Here is a 17,273-nt window from a genome sequence, read left to right on the forward strand (position 1 = left end):
GAGGTTTAGGACCTTTTCACTTACGCAATAAACAGGGGAAACGGCCCTAGCGGTTGATTTGGCGCATTTTCCGAGCCGTCAGGCGTATCCGCCTGACTTGAAAATGCTCTAACCGACCGCTTCGGCTTCCACTTCGAAGACGAAGCGCGGATCGGCCAGCCCGGCCACGATCAGCAGGGTGCTGGCCGGGGCCAGGGTTCCGAGGAACTTCTCCCGCTCCATCCGCCAGGGCGTGATCAGGCCGCGATCGGTCAGGAACACGCCCATCTTCACGATGTTCGCAGGCCCCATGCCATGCGCGGCCAGCACCGCGCCGAGGTTCGCCAGCGCCTGGGCAATCTGCGCCTCCCCGCCCGAGACCACCGTGCCGTCCGGCGCCACGCCGATCTGGCCCGAGATGACCAGCCGCCGGGTCGCACCCTCCACCAGTGCGGCGTGGGAATAGCGCGAGCCGGGGGTATGGACGCCCTCGGGGTTGCTGAAGGTAATGGTCATGTGCCCGGGCCCCCCGTGAACGGCGTCCCGGCCGGTGCGCCACCGGGCAGGTCCTCGCGCTCCACCGGCACCGGGGCCGGGGCGTTGGGCGTCAGGCCCTCGGCCAGCCAGGCCCGCAGCGTCCGGCGCATCTGGAACTCGAACTCCACGTTCATCGCCTCCATCGCCTGCCGCACCACATCCTCCGCCGCCCGCAGCCGCGTGGCCGGCGTGGCGCCATCGGCGACCGTCTGGCTCCGCTGCGCCTGGGCTTCCACGAAGGCGACGCGCGCCGCTTCCGGACCGGCCAAGATTTCCACCCGCACGGCGAGTTCAACGGTCAGGCGCTCGCCCGGTTCGCCGGAGAACATCCCGCCGCCGGCCAGCCGCTGCCGGACGAAGCGGGCATTGGCGATGACGAAGCGGGCGCGGCCCTCGGTGCCGATCGGCACCAGCCGGTGTTCCGCCATCCGGCGCAATTCCACATCCGGGCGCATCGGCGCCGGTTCCGTCACCTGCACCACGCCGGGCAGCGGGGGCTCGATCTCGATGTCCAGCACGTTCAGCCGCAACGGGGTCAGGTGCCGGTAGCCCTCCACCAGCGGCCGCAGCGGCGGCGGTTCCGGCGCGGAGGCACAGGCGGCAGGCAGCAGCGGCAGGCCCAGGGCGGCTTTCAGCAGGTGGCGACGCATCGGCATGGGGCAGGTTCCTCGCGGCCCCATCTCCGGTAATGCAGCCGGGCCGCCGGGTCCAGCCGTAACCGCGCCTTAAAAGGCTGCGGGAATTCGCCGAAAAAGCCCTCTCCCCCCTGAGGGTGGAGAAGGCTTTTTTCGCAACCTGCTAACCCCGACCCGCCTTGCCATCCACCTCGGCGCGTTCGAAGCGGAAATCCAGCGCGCAGAACTCGCAGGTCATGGTGATGGCGCCGGATTCGGCCATGTGGTCCAGGTCCTCCGGCCCGAAATTCTCCAGCACCGCGGCCAGCCGCGCGCGGGAACAGCGGCAGCCATAGGACAGCGCGCGGGGGCGATCCACCAGCAGGCCCTCGGCATGGAACAGCCGGTGCAGCAGGCGGTCGGCGGTCAGCGTATCGTCCAGCATCTCCTCCGATTTCAGCGTGCCGACCAGGGCCTGGGCGGTGCGCCAGGCATCGTCCTGGTCCTCCTGGTTCGCCTCCGCCACCACGCCGCCCTCCGTCGCCACGCGCTCGATCACCAGGGCGGTGGCGCGCCAGCCGGCCAGGCTGCGGCCGCAGGCCAGGTGGACTTGGCTCTGCAACTGTTCGGAAGTGCGGAAGTAGTTGTCGGTCATGTCGGCCAGGCTCTCGCCCTCGATCGCGACGATGCCCTGGTAGCGCTCCATGTCGTCGCCCTGGTCGCAGGTGAAGGCGAAGTAGCCGGAGCCCAGCAGCGCCGCCGCGGTCGGGTGCGGGTTTTCCGCCAGCAGCGCCTCCAGCCGCGCCGCATCCACCTTGGCGGTGCCGCGCAGCGCGCCGGCATCGGTGCAGTCGGCCAGCAGCAGGGAGACCGGGCCATCGCCCTTGGCCTGCAGGCTGAAGGATCCCTTGAACTTCAGCGCGGTGGCCAGCGCAGCCGTCAGCGCCAGCGCCTCCCCCATCAGGCGCAGCACGGCGGGGTGCTGCGAATGCCGGCCGAGGATCGCGTCCGCCAGCGCGCCAAGCCGCACCAGCCGCCCGCGCACCGGGCGCTGGTCCAGGTGGAAGGGCAGCACGCCGCGCGGCACCACCAGGTCGGGCACCGGCGGGCGGTCGTGGTTCAGGAAGGCGGGGGTGGCGGAAGGGGCGGTCGGATCGGTCACGGGCGAAACCACCAACTGGCGCGGGACTTGCGCGAAAACAGGAAGGCCGGCGAGGGCATGGCCCTGCCGGCAGCGGACGCTACGGAGACCTCAGATGGGGGCGGCCGGGCGTCCCGGCCACCACCCGCCGGCGCAGGTCAGAAGATCGAATCGAGCAGGCCACGACGTGGCGGCTGCGCCACCGGCGTCACGCCATCCGTGCTCTCGCGGCCGAGTGCCGCATTCTCCCGAAGGCGCTGCGCCTCCCGCTGCGCATCCACGGCCGTGCCGGGTTGCGTCTGGTCGGCGCGCCAGAACATCAGGCGGTCCACCACGCTGCGCTCCGGCCGGTCCAGCCGCAGGCTTTCGGCATCGACCTGGCTGCGGATGTTGTCGGGCGCCGCCTGCCCGGCCTGGGCCAGCAGCGCACGTTCCGCGCCGGAGGGTGCGGCGGCGGCCTGTGGCGCGGTGCCGAGGATGGCGCTGGCCGGGGGGCGCTGTTCCTGCGGCCGCGGCGCGCCGGGGGTCGGCAGCGGCAGCCCTGACATGCGCGGCGGCACGGACAGCGGCGCGCGGGTGGTGACCTGGAATTCATCCGGCGGGTCCCGCGTGAAGCCGAAGGACCGGGCGGTGTCGCCGCCGCACCCCGCGAGCAGGGGCAGGCCGAGCAGAACGGTGCGGAAAAGCTTCATGGGACGCTTCCCTTAACGGCCGGCGATGGCCGGATCAAGGCATCGCCGATCAGTGCCATCACGCCGAGTACAATCGCCGCATCGGCCGGGTTGAACACGTACCAGTGCCAGCCCCAGGCGTGGGCGTCGAAGAAATCCGCCACGCCGCCAAAGCGGAAGCGGTCTATCACATTGCCCACCGCCCCGCCCACCACTGCGCCAAGTGCCAGCGCCGTCAGCCGGTTCTCGGCCCGGGCCATCCAGCGCAGCAGGAACCCGGCGATGCCGAGCGCCAGCAGGGCCAGCAGCGTCTGCGACCAGGGCCCCTCGCCGGCCAGCAGGCCGAAGGTCACGCCGCGGTTCCAGACCATGGTGAGGTCGAAGCCGAAGGGCCCCAGCGCCACCAGCGGAATATGCCCGACGCGCGGCAGGTCCAGCACGAACAGCATGTACCACTTCGTCGCCTGGTCGACGGCAAGCACCGCCAGGGCCAGCAGCAGGCCGATCCGCAGCATGGGCTTCAGACGACCACCGCTTCGCAGCGGCGGCAGAGCGTGGGGTGGGCCTGCGACTGCCCGACCTCCGGCAGCACGCGCCAGCAGCGGTCGCATTTCTCGCCCGCGGCCACCCCAGGCACGGCGGCAGTCTGCGCGCCCTGGGACACGCTGGCCTGCGACACGATGAGGATTTCCTCCCACTGTGCCGCGGTCAGCACATCGGCCGGGTCGCCCTCGCCGAAGGTCAGTTCGACCTGCGCCTGGAGGGAGGCGCCGATGGTCCCGGCCCGGCGCAGATCCTCGATGCCGCCGGTCACCGTGCGGCGGAAGGCGCGGATCGCCGACCACTTCGCCGCCAGCGCCTCGTCCCGCCAGTCCACTGGCACCGTGGGCCAGTCCCGCAGGTGGATGCTGTCGGTGTCGTCGGGGAAGCGCGTCAGCCAGCTTTCCTCCGCCGTCGCCACCAGCACCGGCGCCAGCCAGGCGGTCAGGCAGCGGTGCAGCTGGTCGATCACGGTGCGCGCGGCGCGGCGGCGTGGGCTGTCCTTCGCGTCGCAGTAGAGGCTGTCCTTGCGGACGTCGAAGTAGAAGGCCGAGAGGTCCGTCGCGCAGAAGGCGTGGATGTCCGGATACACCCCGGTCCAGTCATGGTCGCGCACCGCCTGGCGCAGCCGCGCATCCAGCTCCGCCAGCCGGTGCAGCACCCAGCGCTCCAGCTCCGGCAGCTCCGCATGCGGCACGATCTCCGCGTCCGAAAACCCGTCCAGGTTGCCGAGCAGCCAGCGCAGCGTGTTGCGGATGCGGCGGTACAGCTCGGATTGCTGCTTGAGGATTTCCTTGCCGATGCGCTGGTCCTCGGTGACGTCGGTGTTCATCACCCAGAGCCGCAGCAGGTCGGCGCCGTGGTCCTTCACCACATCCTGCGGCGCCACGACGTTGCCGAGCGACTTCGACATCTTCCGCCCCTGCTCGTCCAGGACGAAGCCGTGGGTGAGGATCGCCTTGAACGGCGCCACGCCGCGCGAGCCCACCGATTCCAGCAGCGAGGAATGGAACCAGCCGCGATGCTGGTCCGAGCCTTCCAGGTACAGGTCGGCCGGGAAGCGCAGGCCGCGCTCCGGCGTCAGGACGAAGGCGTGGGTGGAGCCGGATTCGAACCAGACATCGACGATGTCCATCACCTGCTCATAGGCGGCGGGATCACGGCCCTCGCCCAGGAAGCGGGCGGCGGCGCCGGGCTGGTACCAGGCATCGGCACCCTCGGTGCGGAAGGCCCCGGTGATGCGGTCCATCACCGCCGGGTCGCGCAGCGGCTCGCCCGTCGCCTTCTCCACGAAGACCGGGATCGGCACGCCCCAGGCGCGCTGCCGGCTGATGCACCAGTCCGGCCGCACGGCGACCATGCCGCCGATGCGGTTGCGGCCGATGTCGGGGACGAAGTGGGTGTCGGCAATCGCCTGCATCGACTTGGCGCGGATGGCGTTGGCATCGTCCATCGCGATGAACCACTGTGGCGTGGCGCGAAAGATCACAGGCTTCTTCGACCGCCAGCTATGCGGGTAGCTGTGCGTCAGCCTGGACTTCGCGACCAGCGTGCCCTGCGCGAGGCAGGCGGCGTAGACGGCGTCATGCGCCTTGAAGACATGCTGGCCGGTGAAGCCTGGCGCGTGGATGGTGAAGGTGCCGTCATCGCCCACCGTCTCCGGCACCGGCAGCCCATGCGTGCGGCCGAGGTTGAAGTCGTCCTCGCCATGGCCGGGGGCGATGTGGACGAAGCCGGTGCCGGCCTCGGTCGTGACGAAATCGCCCGGCAGCAGGGGCACGCCGAAATCGTAGCCACCGGCGGCGCCGTCCCAGCCGGCCAGCGGATGCGCGGCGATGGCGCCCGCCAGTTCCTCGCCCTTCAGCAGCCGCTTCACCGAATGCGCGCCGAGCCCGGCATCCTTCTCGAACTGCGGCAGCAGCGGCAGCGCCACCAGCAGGAACTCGCCGGGCACCAGCGCGCTGCCCTCGGCCACGCCCTCCACATGCACCAGCGCGTAGTCGATCTCCGGGCCATAGGCGACGGCACGGTTGCCCGGGATGGTCCAGGGCGTCGTGGTCCAGATCACCACGCTCGCGCCGCGCAGATCCGCCGCACCGGCCTGCTTCAGCCGGAACCGCGCCCACAGCGTCGGCGAGACGTGGTCGTGGTACTCGATCTCCGCCTCGGCCAGCGCGGTCTTTTCGACCGGGGACCACATCACCGGGCGCAGGCCGCGATACAGCGAACCGTTCATCAGGAACTTGCCGATCTCGCCGGCGATCACCGCCTCGGAGGGAAAATCCATCGTGGCATAGCGGCCGTCCCAGTCGCCGAGCACGCCGAGGCGCTTGAACTCGGCGCGCTGCACGTCCAGCCAATGCGTCGCGTAGGCGCGGCATTCGGCGCGGAAGTCCAGGATCGGCACGCTGTCCTTGTCGAGGCCGCGGGCGCGGTACTGCTCCTCGATCTTCCACTCGATCGGCAGGCCGTGGCAGTCCCAGCCCGGCACGTAGTCGGTATCATGGCCGGCCATCTGCGCGGCGCGGTTGATGACGTCCTTCAGGATCTTGTTCAGCGCCGTGCCGATATGCAGCGGGCCGTTGGCGTAGGGCGGGCCGTCATGCAGCACGAAGGGCGGGCGCCCCTTGGAGTTGTCGCGCAGGCGCCGCCAAAGGCCCGTATCCTCCCAGCGCTTGAGCCAGGCGGGCTCGCGCTTCGGCAGGTCGCCCCGCATCGGGAAGTCGGTCTTCGGCAGGAAGACCGTGCCGCGATAGTCGCGGGCCGGGGCCGTCTCGGAGGGGGCGTCGTTCATGGGTGCGGTCTCATGCGGCCACAACGGGCCTGGATCGGGGTACGGCGCGCGGCGAAGACCCGGCCCTAATGGGCCGGGCGGATAATTCGGAGGCCGGAATTCCCGCGGAACATGCCGCTTATATGCGGATGCCGGCCCAGCCCGGTCAAGGACCGCCCCCTATCCCCCACTGCGCACCCCAGACCGCCGCCACGCCGGCCAGGATGGCGTAGGCGATGTTGCGCGTCGCCATCTGCACCGCCACCACCACCGCCGCGCCGATCCAGGCGGGCCACGACCCCGCCAGCAGCGGCGGCGTGACATAGGCGACGAACAGGCACCCCGGCAGGTGCCGCAGCAGCGCCTGCACGAAGGCCGGCGGCCGCACCACGCGCAGCACCGCATAGCCGCCGGCCCGGCTGGCATAGGTGACCAGCGCCATGCCGAGGATGGCCAGCAGCACGTCCAGCCTCACCTCGATGACACGGACCCCTTCCGCGTCTCGATCCAGGCGCCAAGGCCGGCGCCCGCGAAGGTGCCCAGCAGCAGCGGCAGCGGCACCGGCAGCGCCGCCCGGTGGGCCGCCAGCGCCACCAGCCCGGCCACCACCCAGGGCACCAGGTCCACCCGCGGCCCGCGCCACAGCGGCACCAGGATGGACAGGAAGGCGGCGATGGCCGCGAAGAACAGCGGATGCCCCGGCGGCACCCGCAGCAGCCCGCCACCGAGATACCCCAGCGCCACCGTCGCCACCCAGGCCAGCCAGATGCCGATGCCGAGGCCCAGCAGGTAGCCCGCATCGCGCCCGCCGGCGCGCTGTTCCGCGATGGCCATGGCGAAGGAATGGTCCACCAGCGTCGCCAGCGTGCCCCACAGCCGCCAGCCGCGCAGCCTGTCGAGCCACGGCGCCAGCGCCGCGCCCATCGGCGCCATGCGGATGTTCACCACCAGCGTCGCGATGGTCGCCGCCAGGATGGGCGCCGGGTCGGCCCACAGCTCCAGCGCCACCAGCTGCGCGGAGCCGGCGAAGACCAGCATGGTCATCAGCATGGTCTCGGGGAAGGACAGCCCCTTGGCGGCCGACAGCACGCCGATGACGATGCCGAAGGGCAGCATCCCGAACCCCAGCGCGATGCTGCGCCGGATCCCCAGCCGTATGCCCACGCGGGTGAAGACGACTCGATGAACCCCAGGGGCGGCAGCGCGGGCGGGCTCGGCCATCAGCCGCGCCGGAAGGCGAGCAGGCGGGTCTCGGCTTCCTCCGGGTCCATCTCCAGCGCCCGTTCGGCGATGCCGCGGCCGAAGCCGGCGCGGGCCAGCGCCGCCAGCGCCTTCAGCTGCAATTCCGGTGGCATTTCGCCGGCGGCGAAGGGGCCGACACGTCGACGGCGACACAGCGCCAGGGCGGCGTCCAGCTCGGCCTCCTCCCCCTCCGGCAGCGCCGCCGCGGCAATCTCCGCCCCCACGCCCTTCTGCGCCAGGTGGGCCAGCGCCGCGCGGCGGGACCGGCCGCCGCGCAGCAGCCGGCGGGCGCGGCTTTCGGCGAAGGCGGCGTCATCCACCGTGCCGGCGGCCGCCATGGCGCGCGCAACCTCCGCGGCCGCCTGCTTCGAGGCCGCGACCAGCGGCGCCAGGTCCGTCATCCCGGAAGCCTCCGCCGCGCGCGCCCAGCGGTCCACCCGGCGCGCCAGCACCCGGCGCAGCCCGGCCTCCGTGGTCGCGTAGCGCGCCAGGTGCGCGGCCGCGGCCTCCTGCAGCCGGGTGGCGCTGGGGGGTGGGCCGGGCGGGCGCGTCTGGTCAGCTGGCCTGGATGCCGACCTGGATGCGGGCCTGGTGCCCGGCCGGGAGCGCGGTGTCATCGTCCCCATCCTCGCATGCCGGCCCGTCCCCTGGCGACCCGCCGCCCACGACGCCGCGCACCTTGGCGGTTCAGAAACGACCGCGCCTGCGAAACTTTCGGACGAGGTGCCGCGTTCTCCGACCACTGCCGGAACCGCGCAAACGACCCCGGACGCAAAAGGAGATACGCCATGCTGAGCAGCAAGACCTTCCTGTCCATGACGACCGCGATCGCCCTGGTTGGCGCGCCGATGGTCGCCTTCGGCCAGACCGCCGCGACCCCGAACGAGGCCCGCGGCGGCATGACGGCCCAGGCTCCTGGCACCGCCAACCCGGCTGACGGCACCCCGGGCAACCCGCCCTCCACCGCGACGCAGCGGGCGCTGGACAGCGCGACGGGCAACCGCACCGACCCGGATGGCACCGGCAACAACCCGCCCGGCACCGCCGCCGGCCGCGCGATCGACCGCGCGACGGATGGCACGACGACGCAGGGCCGCACCGGGACCACGACGGGCACCACCATGGGCACGTCGCCCACCGGCACTGCCACGGGCAGCACGGCCACCGGCGCCACCTCCTCCACCATGTCCGTGGACAGCGCCAGCATCCGTGACGGCCGCCGCGCCAGCCGGATCATCGGCTCCAACATCTACAACGACGAGAACAACAGCATCGGCGAAGTCGATGACCTGATCTTCCAGTCGTCGGGTGGCCAGATGGTCGCGGTGGTCTCGGTCGGCGGGTTCCTGGGCATCGGCGCCAAGCTGGTGGCGATCCCCTACGACCGCCTGACGCACGACGCCGAGCGCAACCGCTGGATGCTGCCGGGCGCCACCAAGGACAGCCTGCAGAGCCTGCCGGCCTTCGAATACGACACCGTCAACCGCCGCGGCTGACGTTCCAACCCCGGCCCATGACCACCCCCGGAGGGGCGCGGTCATGGTCCGGCCAGATTGCCCACCGCGCGGCACACGCTGCCAGGCATTCCAGCCGGCAGCCGCCGCGCACCATCGGAGAACGAGCCGTGATGAAGAAGTCCCTTTTCGTGCTGGCAGCCCTGGTGCCGCTGGTGGCCTGCGCCGAGGGCCGGCGGGATGGCATGGCGGGCAACCCGCCCTCCACCGCCACGCAGCGGGCCTATGACCGCGCCACGGCCAGCCCGCCCACCAGCCCGGACGGCACCGGCAACAACCCGACCGGCACCGCGGCCGAGCGCGCCCTGGACCGGGCCGCCGGCACCAACACCTCCGGCGCCTTCCCGCGCCAGTCGGATGGCCGGCCGGGCAACCCGCCGGGCACAGCGGTGGAACGCGCCTACGACCGTACCACCGGCTCCAACACCTCGGGCGCCTATCCGTCGAACAGCGGCGGCGTGCGCCAGTAGCCATCGGGCCTGTCCCGAGCGTTCAGGCCGGCCGGGGCGGAAGCCTCGGCCGGCCTTTTTCTTGTGCGGCATCTTTGACCGGCGTCGCGAAGTCGGGCAATTTATCCGGCTTCCGTGCCCGCCTCGGCGAAAGGCGCCAGGCCGTGCGGAGCGAAGGAGGATGGATCGCGTGATCCCCGCCCTGATGCCGACCTACAACCGTGCCGACCTCGCTTTCGAGCGGGGCGAGGGCGCCTGGCTGTGGACGACGGACGGGCGACGATTCCTCGATTTCGGCGCCGGCATCGCCACCTCCTCCATCGGCCACGGCCACCCGCATTTGACCAAGGCGATCGCGGACCAGGCGGCGCGCGTCATGCACGTCTCAAACCTGTACCGCGTGCCGCAGGCGGAGGAACTGGCCGCGCGCCATGTCGCCGCCAGCTTCGCGGACAGCGTGTTCTTCTGCAATTCGGGCGCCGAGGCGAACGAGGGCATGGTCAAGGCCGTGCGCAAATACCATGCGGAAAACGGCCACCCCGAGCGCTTCCACATGATCTGCTTCGAGGGCGCCTTCCACGGCCGCACCCTCGGCATGCTGTCCGCCACGGGCAACGCAAAATACCTCGCCGGCTTCGGCCCGCCAGTGCAGGGCTTCGACCACGTGCCCTTCGGCAACATGAACGCGGTTCGGGATGCCATCGGCCCGCAGACAGCCGGCATCATGATCGAGCCGGTGCAGGGCGAGGGGGGCGTGCGTCCCGCCGATCTCCGCTTCCTGCGTGAGCTTCGCGCCGTCTGCGACGAATATGGCCTGCTGCTGGCCTTGGACGAAGTCCAGACCGGCATGGGGCGCAGCGGGAAACTCTGGGCGCATCAATGGGCGGGTATCGAGCCCGACGTGATGTCCGCCGCCAAGGGCATCGGCGGCGGCTTCCCGCTCGGCGCCGTCCTGGCAAAGGAGAAGGTGGCGAAGCACCTGAAGCCGGGCACGCATGGCACCACCTATGGCGGCGGCCCGCTGGCCTGCGCCGCCGGCAATGCCGTGCTCGACGTGATCCTTGCGCCGGGCTTCCTCGACCAGGTGGACCAGGTGGCGCGGCTGCTGTGGCATGGCCTGCTCGACCTCGCGGCGCGTCACCCGCAGGTGATCGAGGGTGTGCAGGGTGCCGGGCTGCTGCTCGGCATCAAGCTGCGGCCGGAGGTCAACAACGGCGAGATGCAGGCCGCCGCGGTGGCAGAAGGCCTGCTGACCGTCGCCGCTGGCATGAACGTGCTGCGCCTGGCGCCGCCGCTGATCATCGGCGAGGCCGAGGTGGCGGAGGCGCTGCGCCTGCTCGACCGCACCTGCCTGCGCATGACCCCGAGCAAGGCGCAGGCCGCCGCGAAATGAGCGCGGCACTGAAGACGGTGGCGGGAGGGATTGCCCCCTCCCCGCGGCATTTCCTCGAACTCATGGACCTCGATGCCGCCGTGCTGCGGCGCATGCTCGACCTCGGCGTCGCCGCCAAGCGCGGGCAGGTCACGGACAAGCCGCTGGCCGGCAAATCCGTGGCGCTGATCTTCGAGAAGCCCTCCACCCGCACCCGCGTCAGCTTCGAGGTCGGCATCCGCCAGCTCGGCGGCGATGCCATCGTGCTGTCCTCGAAGGACATGCAGTTGGGGCGCGGGGAAAGTGCGGCGGATACGGCGCGCGTGCTGTCGCGCTACGTCGATGCCATCATGATGCGCACCGACAATGTGCGGAAGATCCGCGAGCTGGCGCAGCACGCCACCATCCCCGTCATCAACGGGCTGACGGATGTCTCCCACCCCTGCCAGCTCATGGCCGATGTCATGACCTTCGAGGAGCACCGCGGCCCGATCGCGGGGCAGGTCGTGGCCTGGACCGGCGACGGCAACAACGTGGCGCAGAGCTTCATCCAGGCCGCCGCCCGCTTCGGCTTCACGCTGCGCCTGGCGACGCCCCCCGAACTGGCGCCCTCGGCCGAATTGATCGCCTGGGCGCGGGCGGAAGGTGCGCAGATCGAGTTGACCAACGACCCGCAGGCGGCGGTGGCCGGCGCGCGCTGCGTGGTGACCGATACCTGGGTGTCCATGTCGGACGAGACCGACCAGCAGAAGGTCAACCGCCACAACCTGCTGGCGCCCTACCAGGTGAACGAGGCCCTGCTGAAGGGCGCCGCCGCCGACGCCATCGTGATGCACTGCCTGCCGGCGCATCGCGGGGAGGAGATCACCGACGCGGTGCTGGACGGCCCGCAGAGCGTGGTGTTCGACGAGGCCGAGAACCGGCTGCACGCGCAGAAGGGCGTGCTGCTGTGGGCGCTCGGGGCCGGGTGAGCCGCGGCGGCGCGGTGGTCTTCGTCGGATGAGGCTGGACTACCTGACGGTCGGCTACTGGGGCGACGTCAGGCTGCTGCATCTGCAGGCGCGCTCCATGGCGAAGTACCTCGATCCGGACTCGGTCCGGAGCCTGGTCGTCGTGAACAACGACCCCAGCCCGGAGCGGCTTGCGGCCTATTTCCAGTCCGACATCCTGCCGGAGTATCGCCATCTGGCCGGACGGGTCAGGTTCGTGCCGAGCGAGGATCTTCTGCCGGCGACGCCGGACACCAAGGGCTACTGGCGGCAGCAGGCCCTGAAGCTGCTCGGCTACAAGATCACGAGGGTGAGTCCTTCATCACCCTCGACGCCAAGAACATCCTGATCCGACCGATCGACTGGACCTACTTCTTCGACGAAACCGGGCGGAACATCGGCCGCCACCGGCTGCTGAAGGACCACCTCCAGGGGCCGCTGCGCTACTTCGGTGTCGCCGTCCCGGACATGCCGGAGGCCGTCCTCGACATCTACACGCCTTTCGGCCTTCGGCGGTCGGTCTGCCGCGACCTTGACGAACATGTCCATGCGTCAACTGGACTGAATATCGGCCAGTTGCTCTGCAGCCGCCAGACGCTGGAGGAGCGACCGCTCTACGAATACCTGATGTACTCGGCCTACCTGCACGCGCATGGCGGCGGCATCGAACGCTTCCACCAGCTCAGCCCCACCTCGCTGTCGCTGACCTACCTGTGCAACGACCCCAAGGTGGGCCCCGAGGCGATGCTCGGCGGCACCAGGGCGGAGCGATACCGCATGGTCGGCGTGCACAGGCGCGTGGGCAAGGCCGACATTAGTACGAGGACCAAGTTCGCCGAGTTGTTCAGGAGCTTCCGGCTCGTGGCGTCGGTGGAAGAAGGCCTGCATTTCCTGGAGGCCACGGTCTAGGTCGCCGGGCGCACCGCCCTACCCCGGATCATGATCCCTGCTTCACGGCAAGTTAAGCCCTTCGCCCCATCCTGTCGGCGCAGGACGGATGGGCAGGCAGTGAAACCATTGATCGCGCGGCTCGGCCGCATCAGCCTCGGCGCCCGCATCGTGGCCGTTGCCGTGGTGACGCTTCTGCTGAGCCTCGTTGCGCTGGAAAGCTGGAACCTGGCCGCGCTGCGGGACCGGGAACGCGCCGTGGCGGCGCAGCAACTGGACCGCAACCTGGTGCTGCTGCGCACCCTGGTCGGCGACCTCGGCCAGGGCTGGCGGCTGGAGGGGGCGGACCAGTTGTTCATCGGCGAGACGCCGCTGTCCGGCCGCAACGAGGTGACCGACCGCGTCAAGGCCATCGGCGGCGGCGTCGCCACCATCTTCGCGCAGGAAACCCGCATCGCCACCAGCGTCGCCCGCGCCGACGGCACGCGCGCCACCGGCACCATCCTCGGCCCGGGCGCGGCGCGGGAGGCGGTGCGGCGCGGGGAGACCTTCCGGGGGGAGGCGATCATCCTCGGCCTGCCCTACCTCACGGTCTACGAGCCGGTGCGCGACGCGGCCGGGCGCCAGGTCGGCATCCTGTTCGTCGGCGTCGACCTCGTCACCGCCCAGGCCCAGACCCGGGCCGCGACGGGACAGGCGGTGATGATCGGCCTGGGCCTGCTGGCCGTGGCGGCGCTGGTCCTGGCCCTGCTGCTGCGGCCCATGCTGCGGCCGCTGACGGGGCTCGCCGCCGCCTTGCGCGCCATGGGCCAGGGGCGGCTGGATACCACCGTGCCCGGCACCAACCGTGGCGACGAGTTGGGCGAGATCGGTCGCGCCGTCGCGGCCCTGCGGGATGCGACCCAGGCCGCCGGCGCGCGGCAGGCGGCGGCGGAGACGGCGCAGGCCGAGGCCCACGCCGCCCGCGTCGCCGGCCGCCGCGCCACCGCGGACCAGCTGGAATCCGCCATCGGCGGCATCGCCGCGACGCTGGGCAGCGCGGCGGAAGACCTCGTCCGCCATGCCGATGCGGTGGGGGAGGCCGGGCAGCGCAGCAGCCAGCGCGCCGAACAGGGCGCGGCGCGGCTCGGCGAGGCCACCGGCAACGTCCAGGCCGTCGCCGCCGCGGCCGAGCAGCTGGCGGCCTCCGTGTCCGAGATCACCCGCCAGGTCGAGGAAAGCGCCCGCCGCGCCCGGGAGGCCGCCGGCGCCGCCCGCGCCTCGGACGCCACGGTGGCGGGGCTGGCGGAAGCGGCATCGCGCATCGGCGACGTGGTGAAGCTGATCGCCGACATCGCGGCGCAGACCAACCTGCTGGCGCTGAACGCGACGATCGAGGCGGCGCGGGCCGGGGATGCGGGCAAGGGATTTGCCGTGGTGGCCAGCGAGGTGAAGACGCTGGCGGCGCAGACCGCGAAGGCGACGGAGGAAATCTCCGCCCAGATCGGCGCCATGCGCGGCGCCACGGACCGGGCGGTGGACAGCGTGCGCGGCATCGCCGCCGCGGTGGCACGGATGGAGGAGGTCAGCGGCGCCATCGCCTCCGCCGTCGAACAGCAGGGCGAGGCGACGCGGGACATCGCCCGCAACGCGCTGGAAGCGGCCGCGGGCACGGATGCCGCGACCGGCGAGATCCACGGCCTGGCGGAGGAGGTCGCCGCCGCCGCCTCCGGCATCGGGACGCTGCGCGGGACCGGTGCTGAGGTCGGCCGGCAGGGCGCGGCGCTGCGCCAGGACGTGGCGCGCTTCGCGGCGACGCTGCGGGGCGCCTGAACCGGCACGGTTTCTCGAAAGCCCGTGGCCGGTGCCTTTGCCATCCGGCCCGGCGGGCCCATGTTGGCGAGCATGACAGCCCTGACCCGACGCGCCGCCCTCCAGGCGGCAGCCGCCGCCGCCGCCCTCGCCCAGGCGAATGCCGCCAGCGCCAGCGCCACCACCGCGCCGAGCGCGGCGGCCCTGGCCGAACGGCCGCTGTTCGGCGCCACGCTCCGCACCCTGCCGAACGGCCTGCGCGTGGCGCATGTGGAACAGCGCCGGGCCCCGGTGGTGGCGCACTACGCCTATGTCTCGGCCGGCGGCGGGGAGGACCCGCCGGGGCTCTCCGGCATCGCCCACTACCTGGAGCACATGCTGTTCAAGGGCAGCCCGCGCGTCGCCTCCGGGGAATTCTCCCGCCGCGTGGCGCGCGAGGGCGGCAACGACAACGCCTATACCTCCCGCGACGTCACCGCCTATTTCCAGCATGTCGAGGCGAGCCGCCTCGACCTGGTCGCGATGATGGAGGCGGACCGCTTCGCCGCCGCGCTGATCCCGGCCTCGGAGATGGAATCGGAGCGCCAGGTGATCCTGGAGGAACGCGCCCAGCGCACCGGCTCCTCCCCCCGCGCGCTGTTCTTCGAGCAGTTCCAGGCCGGCATGTGGGGCCGCCAGCACTGGCACGGCCGCCCGATCATCGGCTGGGAGGAGGAAATCCGCGCCATCTCCCACGATGACCTGCTGGCCTTCTTCCGCGCCCGCTACGCCCCCGGCAACGCCGTGCTGGTGGTGGCCGGGGCCGTTGGCAGGGAGGATTTCTGGCGCATCATCGAGGATGACTGGAGCGCCCTGCCCGCCGGCCCCGCCGTCCCGCGCGACCGCGCGCCGCCGCCTGCCACGCCGCCCGAGACCCGCATCATCCGCAACGACCCGCGGCTGCGCGGCGAGGCGACCTACATCCGCGCCTGGCAGGCCCCGACGCTGACCGCCGGCGCGACGCAGCACGCCGACCCGCTGGAGGTGCTGCGCCACCTGCTCGGCGGCGGCCAGGGCTCGCGCCTGCACCGGGCGCTGGTCGAAGGCGGCCTCGCGCTGGGCGTGGGGGCTGGCTACGATGGCGACAGCGCCGGCCATGGCGATTTCGACATCTCCGCCACCCCGCGGCGGGAGGTGGCGCCGGAGCGGGTGGAGCAGGCCATGATGGCCGAGGTGAAGCGCCTGCTGGACGAGGGCGGGCCGACCGAGGCCGAGGTCGCCCGCAGCATCCGCCAGATGTCCGCCGGCGCCCTGCTGGCCCTGGACGGGCTGGGCGCGGCACCGCGCATGATCGGCAACACGCTCGCCATCGGCCTGCCGATCGAGAGCGTGGAATACTGGCCGCGCAGGCTGCGGGCCGTGACGCGGGACCAGGTGGCGGCAGCCGCGGTGGCCGTGCTTGGACAGGCGCCGTCGACCAGCGGGTGGCTGCTGCCCGAAGGCGTCGCGGCGCCGGCGGAAGTGCGGCTGTGAGCGGCACCTTCAGCCTGGACATCCAGCAGGTCTCGGCGCCCGGCGGCCTGACCGCCTGGCTCATCGAGGATCATTCGGTGCCGGTCGTCTCCCTCGCCTGGGGCTGGGGCGGCGGCGCGGCGCTGGATGCAGCGGACCATGCCGGCGCGCTGGCCATGGGCGCGGCGCTGCTGACCGAAGGGGCCGGCGAACTCGGCATGACGGAATTCGCCGACGCGCTGCGCGACGAGGCCATCGGCCTGTCCTTCGGCGCGCAGCGGGACGGCTTCGAGGGCTCCTTCCGTGCCCTTCTGCCGGCCCTGCCGGAGGCGGTACGGCTGGCCAATCTGGCGATGCGCGCGCCGCGGCTGGAGGAACAATCGCTGGTCCGCGTGCGTGGCCGCGCGGTGGCCGGCGCGCGGGCGGCGCTGGAGACGCCGCGCGGCCAGGTCGGCCGCGCCTTCTGGGCCGCGGCCTTCCCGGATCATCCCGCCGGCCGCCCGACCTCCGGCACCGTGGAGACGCTGACAACCCTGCCGGAACAGGCGATCCGCGACGCGCTGGCCCGCCAGCTCCGCGCCGGTGGCGTGCAGGTGGCCGCCAGCGGCGCCATCACCGCGGCGCAGCTTGCCCAGCTTCTCCCCGGGCTTTTCGCCGGCCTGCCAGGCGGCCCGCCACCCTCCGCCCCGCCGCTGCCGGCCTTCCGCCAGTTCCCGCCGCTGGTCGTGCCGGTGGAGGCGCCGCAATCGGCCATCCAGTTCGGCCAGCCGGGCCTGCCGATCGACGACCCGGAATGGGAATCCTTCCAGGTCGTGCTGCGCATCCTGGCCGGCGGCGGCTTCTCCTCCCGCCTCATGGAGGCGGTGCGGGTGCAGCGCGGGCTGACCTACGGCATCGGCGGCGGGATCGACACGCTGTTCGGCCAGGGCGTCGTCGTCGGCTCCTCCGCCACCGACAACGCCAAGGTCGTGGAAGCGCTGGAGGTGACGCGGGCGGAATGGGCGCGCATGGCGGCCGAGGGTCCGACCCAGGCGGAGCTGGACGATGCGGTGGCCTTCCTGACCGGCAACCTGCCGCTGCAATTCACCGACAGCCGCCGCATCGCCGGCACGTTGCTGGCGCTGCAACGCAACAACCGGCCGGTGGAATGGCTGGCCGGGCGCAGCGAGCGGCTGCGCGGGCTGACGCTCGACCGGGTGCGGCAGGTGGCCGCGCGGCTGCTGCGGCCGGAGGCGCTCTCGGTGGCCATCGCGGGCAAGCCGGTCGGGATCTGAACCCGGCC

Annotated in this window: 18 protein-coding genes; 9 read left to right on the forward strand and 9 right to left on the reverse strand. The window is 72.1% G+C overall.

The window, feature by feature from the left end; translation table 11 throughout:
- Positions 1–108: 108 nt before the first annotated feature.
- The 9 genes from ACFHPP_RS25480 to ACFHPP_RS25520 all read right to left on the reverse strand — a co-directional run bounded on the left by ACFHPP_RS25480 (position 109) and on the right by ACFHPP_RS25520 (position 8,114).
- Positions 109–495 carry a RidA family protein gene (locus tag ACFHPP_RS25480; protein ID WP_437166052.1) on the reverse strand — a complete coding sequence of 129 codons (387 nt, stop codon included), beginning with the start codon at positions 493–495 and terminating at the stop codon, positions 109–111.
- Positions 492–1,172, reverse strand: coding sequence for a hypothetical protein (locus ACFHPP_RS25485; RefSeq protein WP_437166053.1), 681 nt, complete (start codon positions 1,170–1,172; stop codon positions 492–494). The genes ACFHPP_RS25480 and ACFHPP_RS25485 overlap by 4 nt, the downstream gene beginning before the upstream one ends.
- Before the next feature lie 142 nt (positions 1,173–1,314).
- Complete coding sequence (locus ACFHPP_RS25490; RefSeq protein WP_437166054.1) at positions 1,315–2,292, reverse strand: Hsp33 family molecular chaperone HslO; 978 nt, start codon at positions 2,290–2,292, stop codon at positions 1,315–1,317.
- A gap of 137 nt (positions 2,293–2,429) precedes the next feature.
- Positions 2,430–2,963, reverse strand: a complete 534-nt coding sequence (locus ACFHPP_RS25495) for a DUF3035 domain-containing protein (RefSeq protein ID WP_437166055.1) — start codon at positions 2,961–2,963, stop codon at positions 2,430–2,432.
- Positions 2,960–3,457: a signal peptidase II gene (gene lspA / locus ACFHPP_RS25500; RefSeq protein ID WP_437166056.1), complete on the reverse strand. Its 498-nt coding sequence runs from the start codon at positions 3,455–3,457 to the stop codon at positions 2,960–2,962. The genes ACFHPP_RS25495 and lspA overlap by 4 nt, the downstream gene beginning before the upstream one ends.
- Before the next feature lie 5 nt (positions 3,458–3,462).
- Positions 3,463–6,276 carry an isoleucine--tRNA ligase gene (ileS, locus tag ACFHPP_RS25505; protein WP_437166057.1) on the reverse strand — a complete coding sequence of 938 codons (2,814 nt, stop codon included), beginning with the start codon at positions 6,274–6,276 and terminating at the stop codon, positions 3,463–3,465.
- Positions 6,277–6,421: 145 nt separating this feature from the next.
- Positions 6,422–6,718, reverse strand: coding sequence for an AzlD family protein (locus ACFHPP_RS25510; protein WP_437166058.1), 297 nt, complete (start codon positions 6,716–6,718; stop codon positions 6,422–6,424).
- Positions 6,719–6,726: 8 nt separating this feature from the next.
- On the reverse strand, positions 6,727–7,476 hold the full coding sequence (locus ACFHPP_RS25515) for an AzlC family ABC transporter permease (RefSeq protein ID WP_437166059.1): 750 nt from the start codon (positions 7,474–7,476) through the stop codon (positions 6,727–6,729).
- Positions 7,476–8,114 (reverse strand): RecX family transcriptional regulator, encoded by a 639-nt coding sequence (locus tag ACFHPP_RS25520; protein WP_437166060.1) that lies wholly within the window; start codon positions 8,112–8,114, stop codon positions 7,476–7,478. The genes ACFHPP_RS25515 and ACFHPP_RS25520 overlap by 1 nt, the downstream gene beginning before the upstream one ends.
- Positions 8,115–8,285: 171 nt before the next feature.
- Here ACFHPP_RS25520 and ACFHPP_RS25525 point away from each other — a divergent pair, with 171 nt between their 5' ends.
- The 9 genes from ACFHPP_RS25525 to ACFHPP_RS25565 all read left to right on the forward strand — a co-directional run bounded on the left by ACFHPP_RS25525 (position 8,286) and on the right by ACFHPP_RS25565 (position 17,265).
- On the forward strand, positions 8,286–8,993 hold the full coding sequence (locus ACFHPP_RS25525) for a PRC-barrel domain-containing protein (RefSeq protein WP_437166061.1): 708 nt from the start codon (positions 8,286–8,288) through the stop codon (positions 8,991–8,993).
- Between the two features lie 131 nt (positions 8,994–9,124).
- A complete protein-coding gene (locus ACFHPP_RS25530) occupies positions 9,125–9,481 on the forward strand; it encodes a hypothetical protein (protein ID WP_437166062.1) in 357 nt (118 codons plus the stop codon).
- Between the two features lie 169 nt (positions 9,482–9,650).
- Entirely contained in the window at positions 9,651–10,853 is a 1,203-nt protein-coding gene (locus tag ACFHPP_RS25535; protein ID WP_437166088.1) for an aspartate aminotransferase family protein, read from the forward strand.
- The gene (argF, locus tag ACFHPP_RS25540; RefSeq protein ID WP_437166063.1) at positions 10,850–11,803 is read left to right on the forward strand and encodes an ornithine carbamoyltransferase; all 954 of its coding nucleotides are present in this window, start codon (positions 10,850–10,852) and stop codon (positions 11,801–11,803) included. The genes ACFHPP_RS25535 and argF overlap by 4 nt, the downstream gene beginning before the upstream one ends.
- A gap of 28 nt (positions 11,804–11,831) precedes the next feature.
- Positions 11,832–12,170, forward strand: coding sequence for a hypothetical protein (locus ACFHPP_RS25545; protein WP_437166064.1), 339 nt, complete (start codon positions 11,832–11,834; stop codon positions 12,168–12,170).
- A gap of 119 nt (positions 12,171–12,289) precedes the next feature.
- Entirely contained in the window at positions 12,290–12,730 is a 441-nt protein-coding gene (locus tag ACFHPP_RS25550) for a hypothetical protein (RefSeq protein WP_437166065.1), read from the forward strand.
- Between the two features lie 99 nt (positions 12,731–12,829).
- Positions 12,830–14,521, forward strand: coding sequence for a methyl-accepting chemotaxis protein (locus ACFHPP_RS25555; RefSeq protein ID WP_437166066.1), 1,692 nt, complete (start codon positions 12,830–12,832; stop codon positions 14,519–14,521).
- Positions 14,522–14,593: 72 nt separating this feature from the next.
- Complete coding sequence (locus ACFHPP_RS25560) at positions 14,594–16,012, forward strand: M16 family metallopeptidase (protein WP_437166067.1); 1,419 nt, start codon at positions 14,594–14,596, stop codon at positions 16,010–16,012.
- Positions 16,009–17,265, forward strand: a complete 1,257-nt coding sequence (locus ACFHPP_RS25565; protein WP_437166068.1) for a M16 family metallopeptidase — start codon at positions 16,009–16,011, stop codon at positions 17,263–17,265. Before ACFHPP_RS25560 ends, ACFHPP_RS25565 begins: the two co-directional genes overlap by 4 nt.
- Positions 17,266–17,273: the final 8 nt, after the last annotated feature.

This window comes from Falsiroseomonas sp. E2-1-a20, assembly GCF_051433195.1.
GTDB lineage: Bacteria > Pseudomonadota > Alphaproteobacteria > Acetobacterales > Acetobacteraceae > Falsiroseomonas.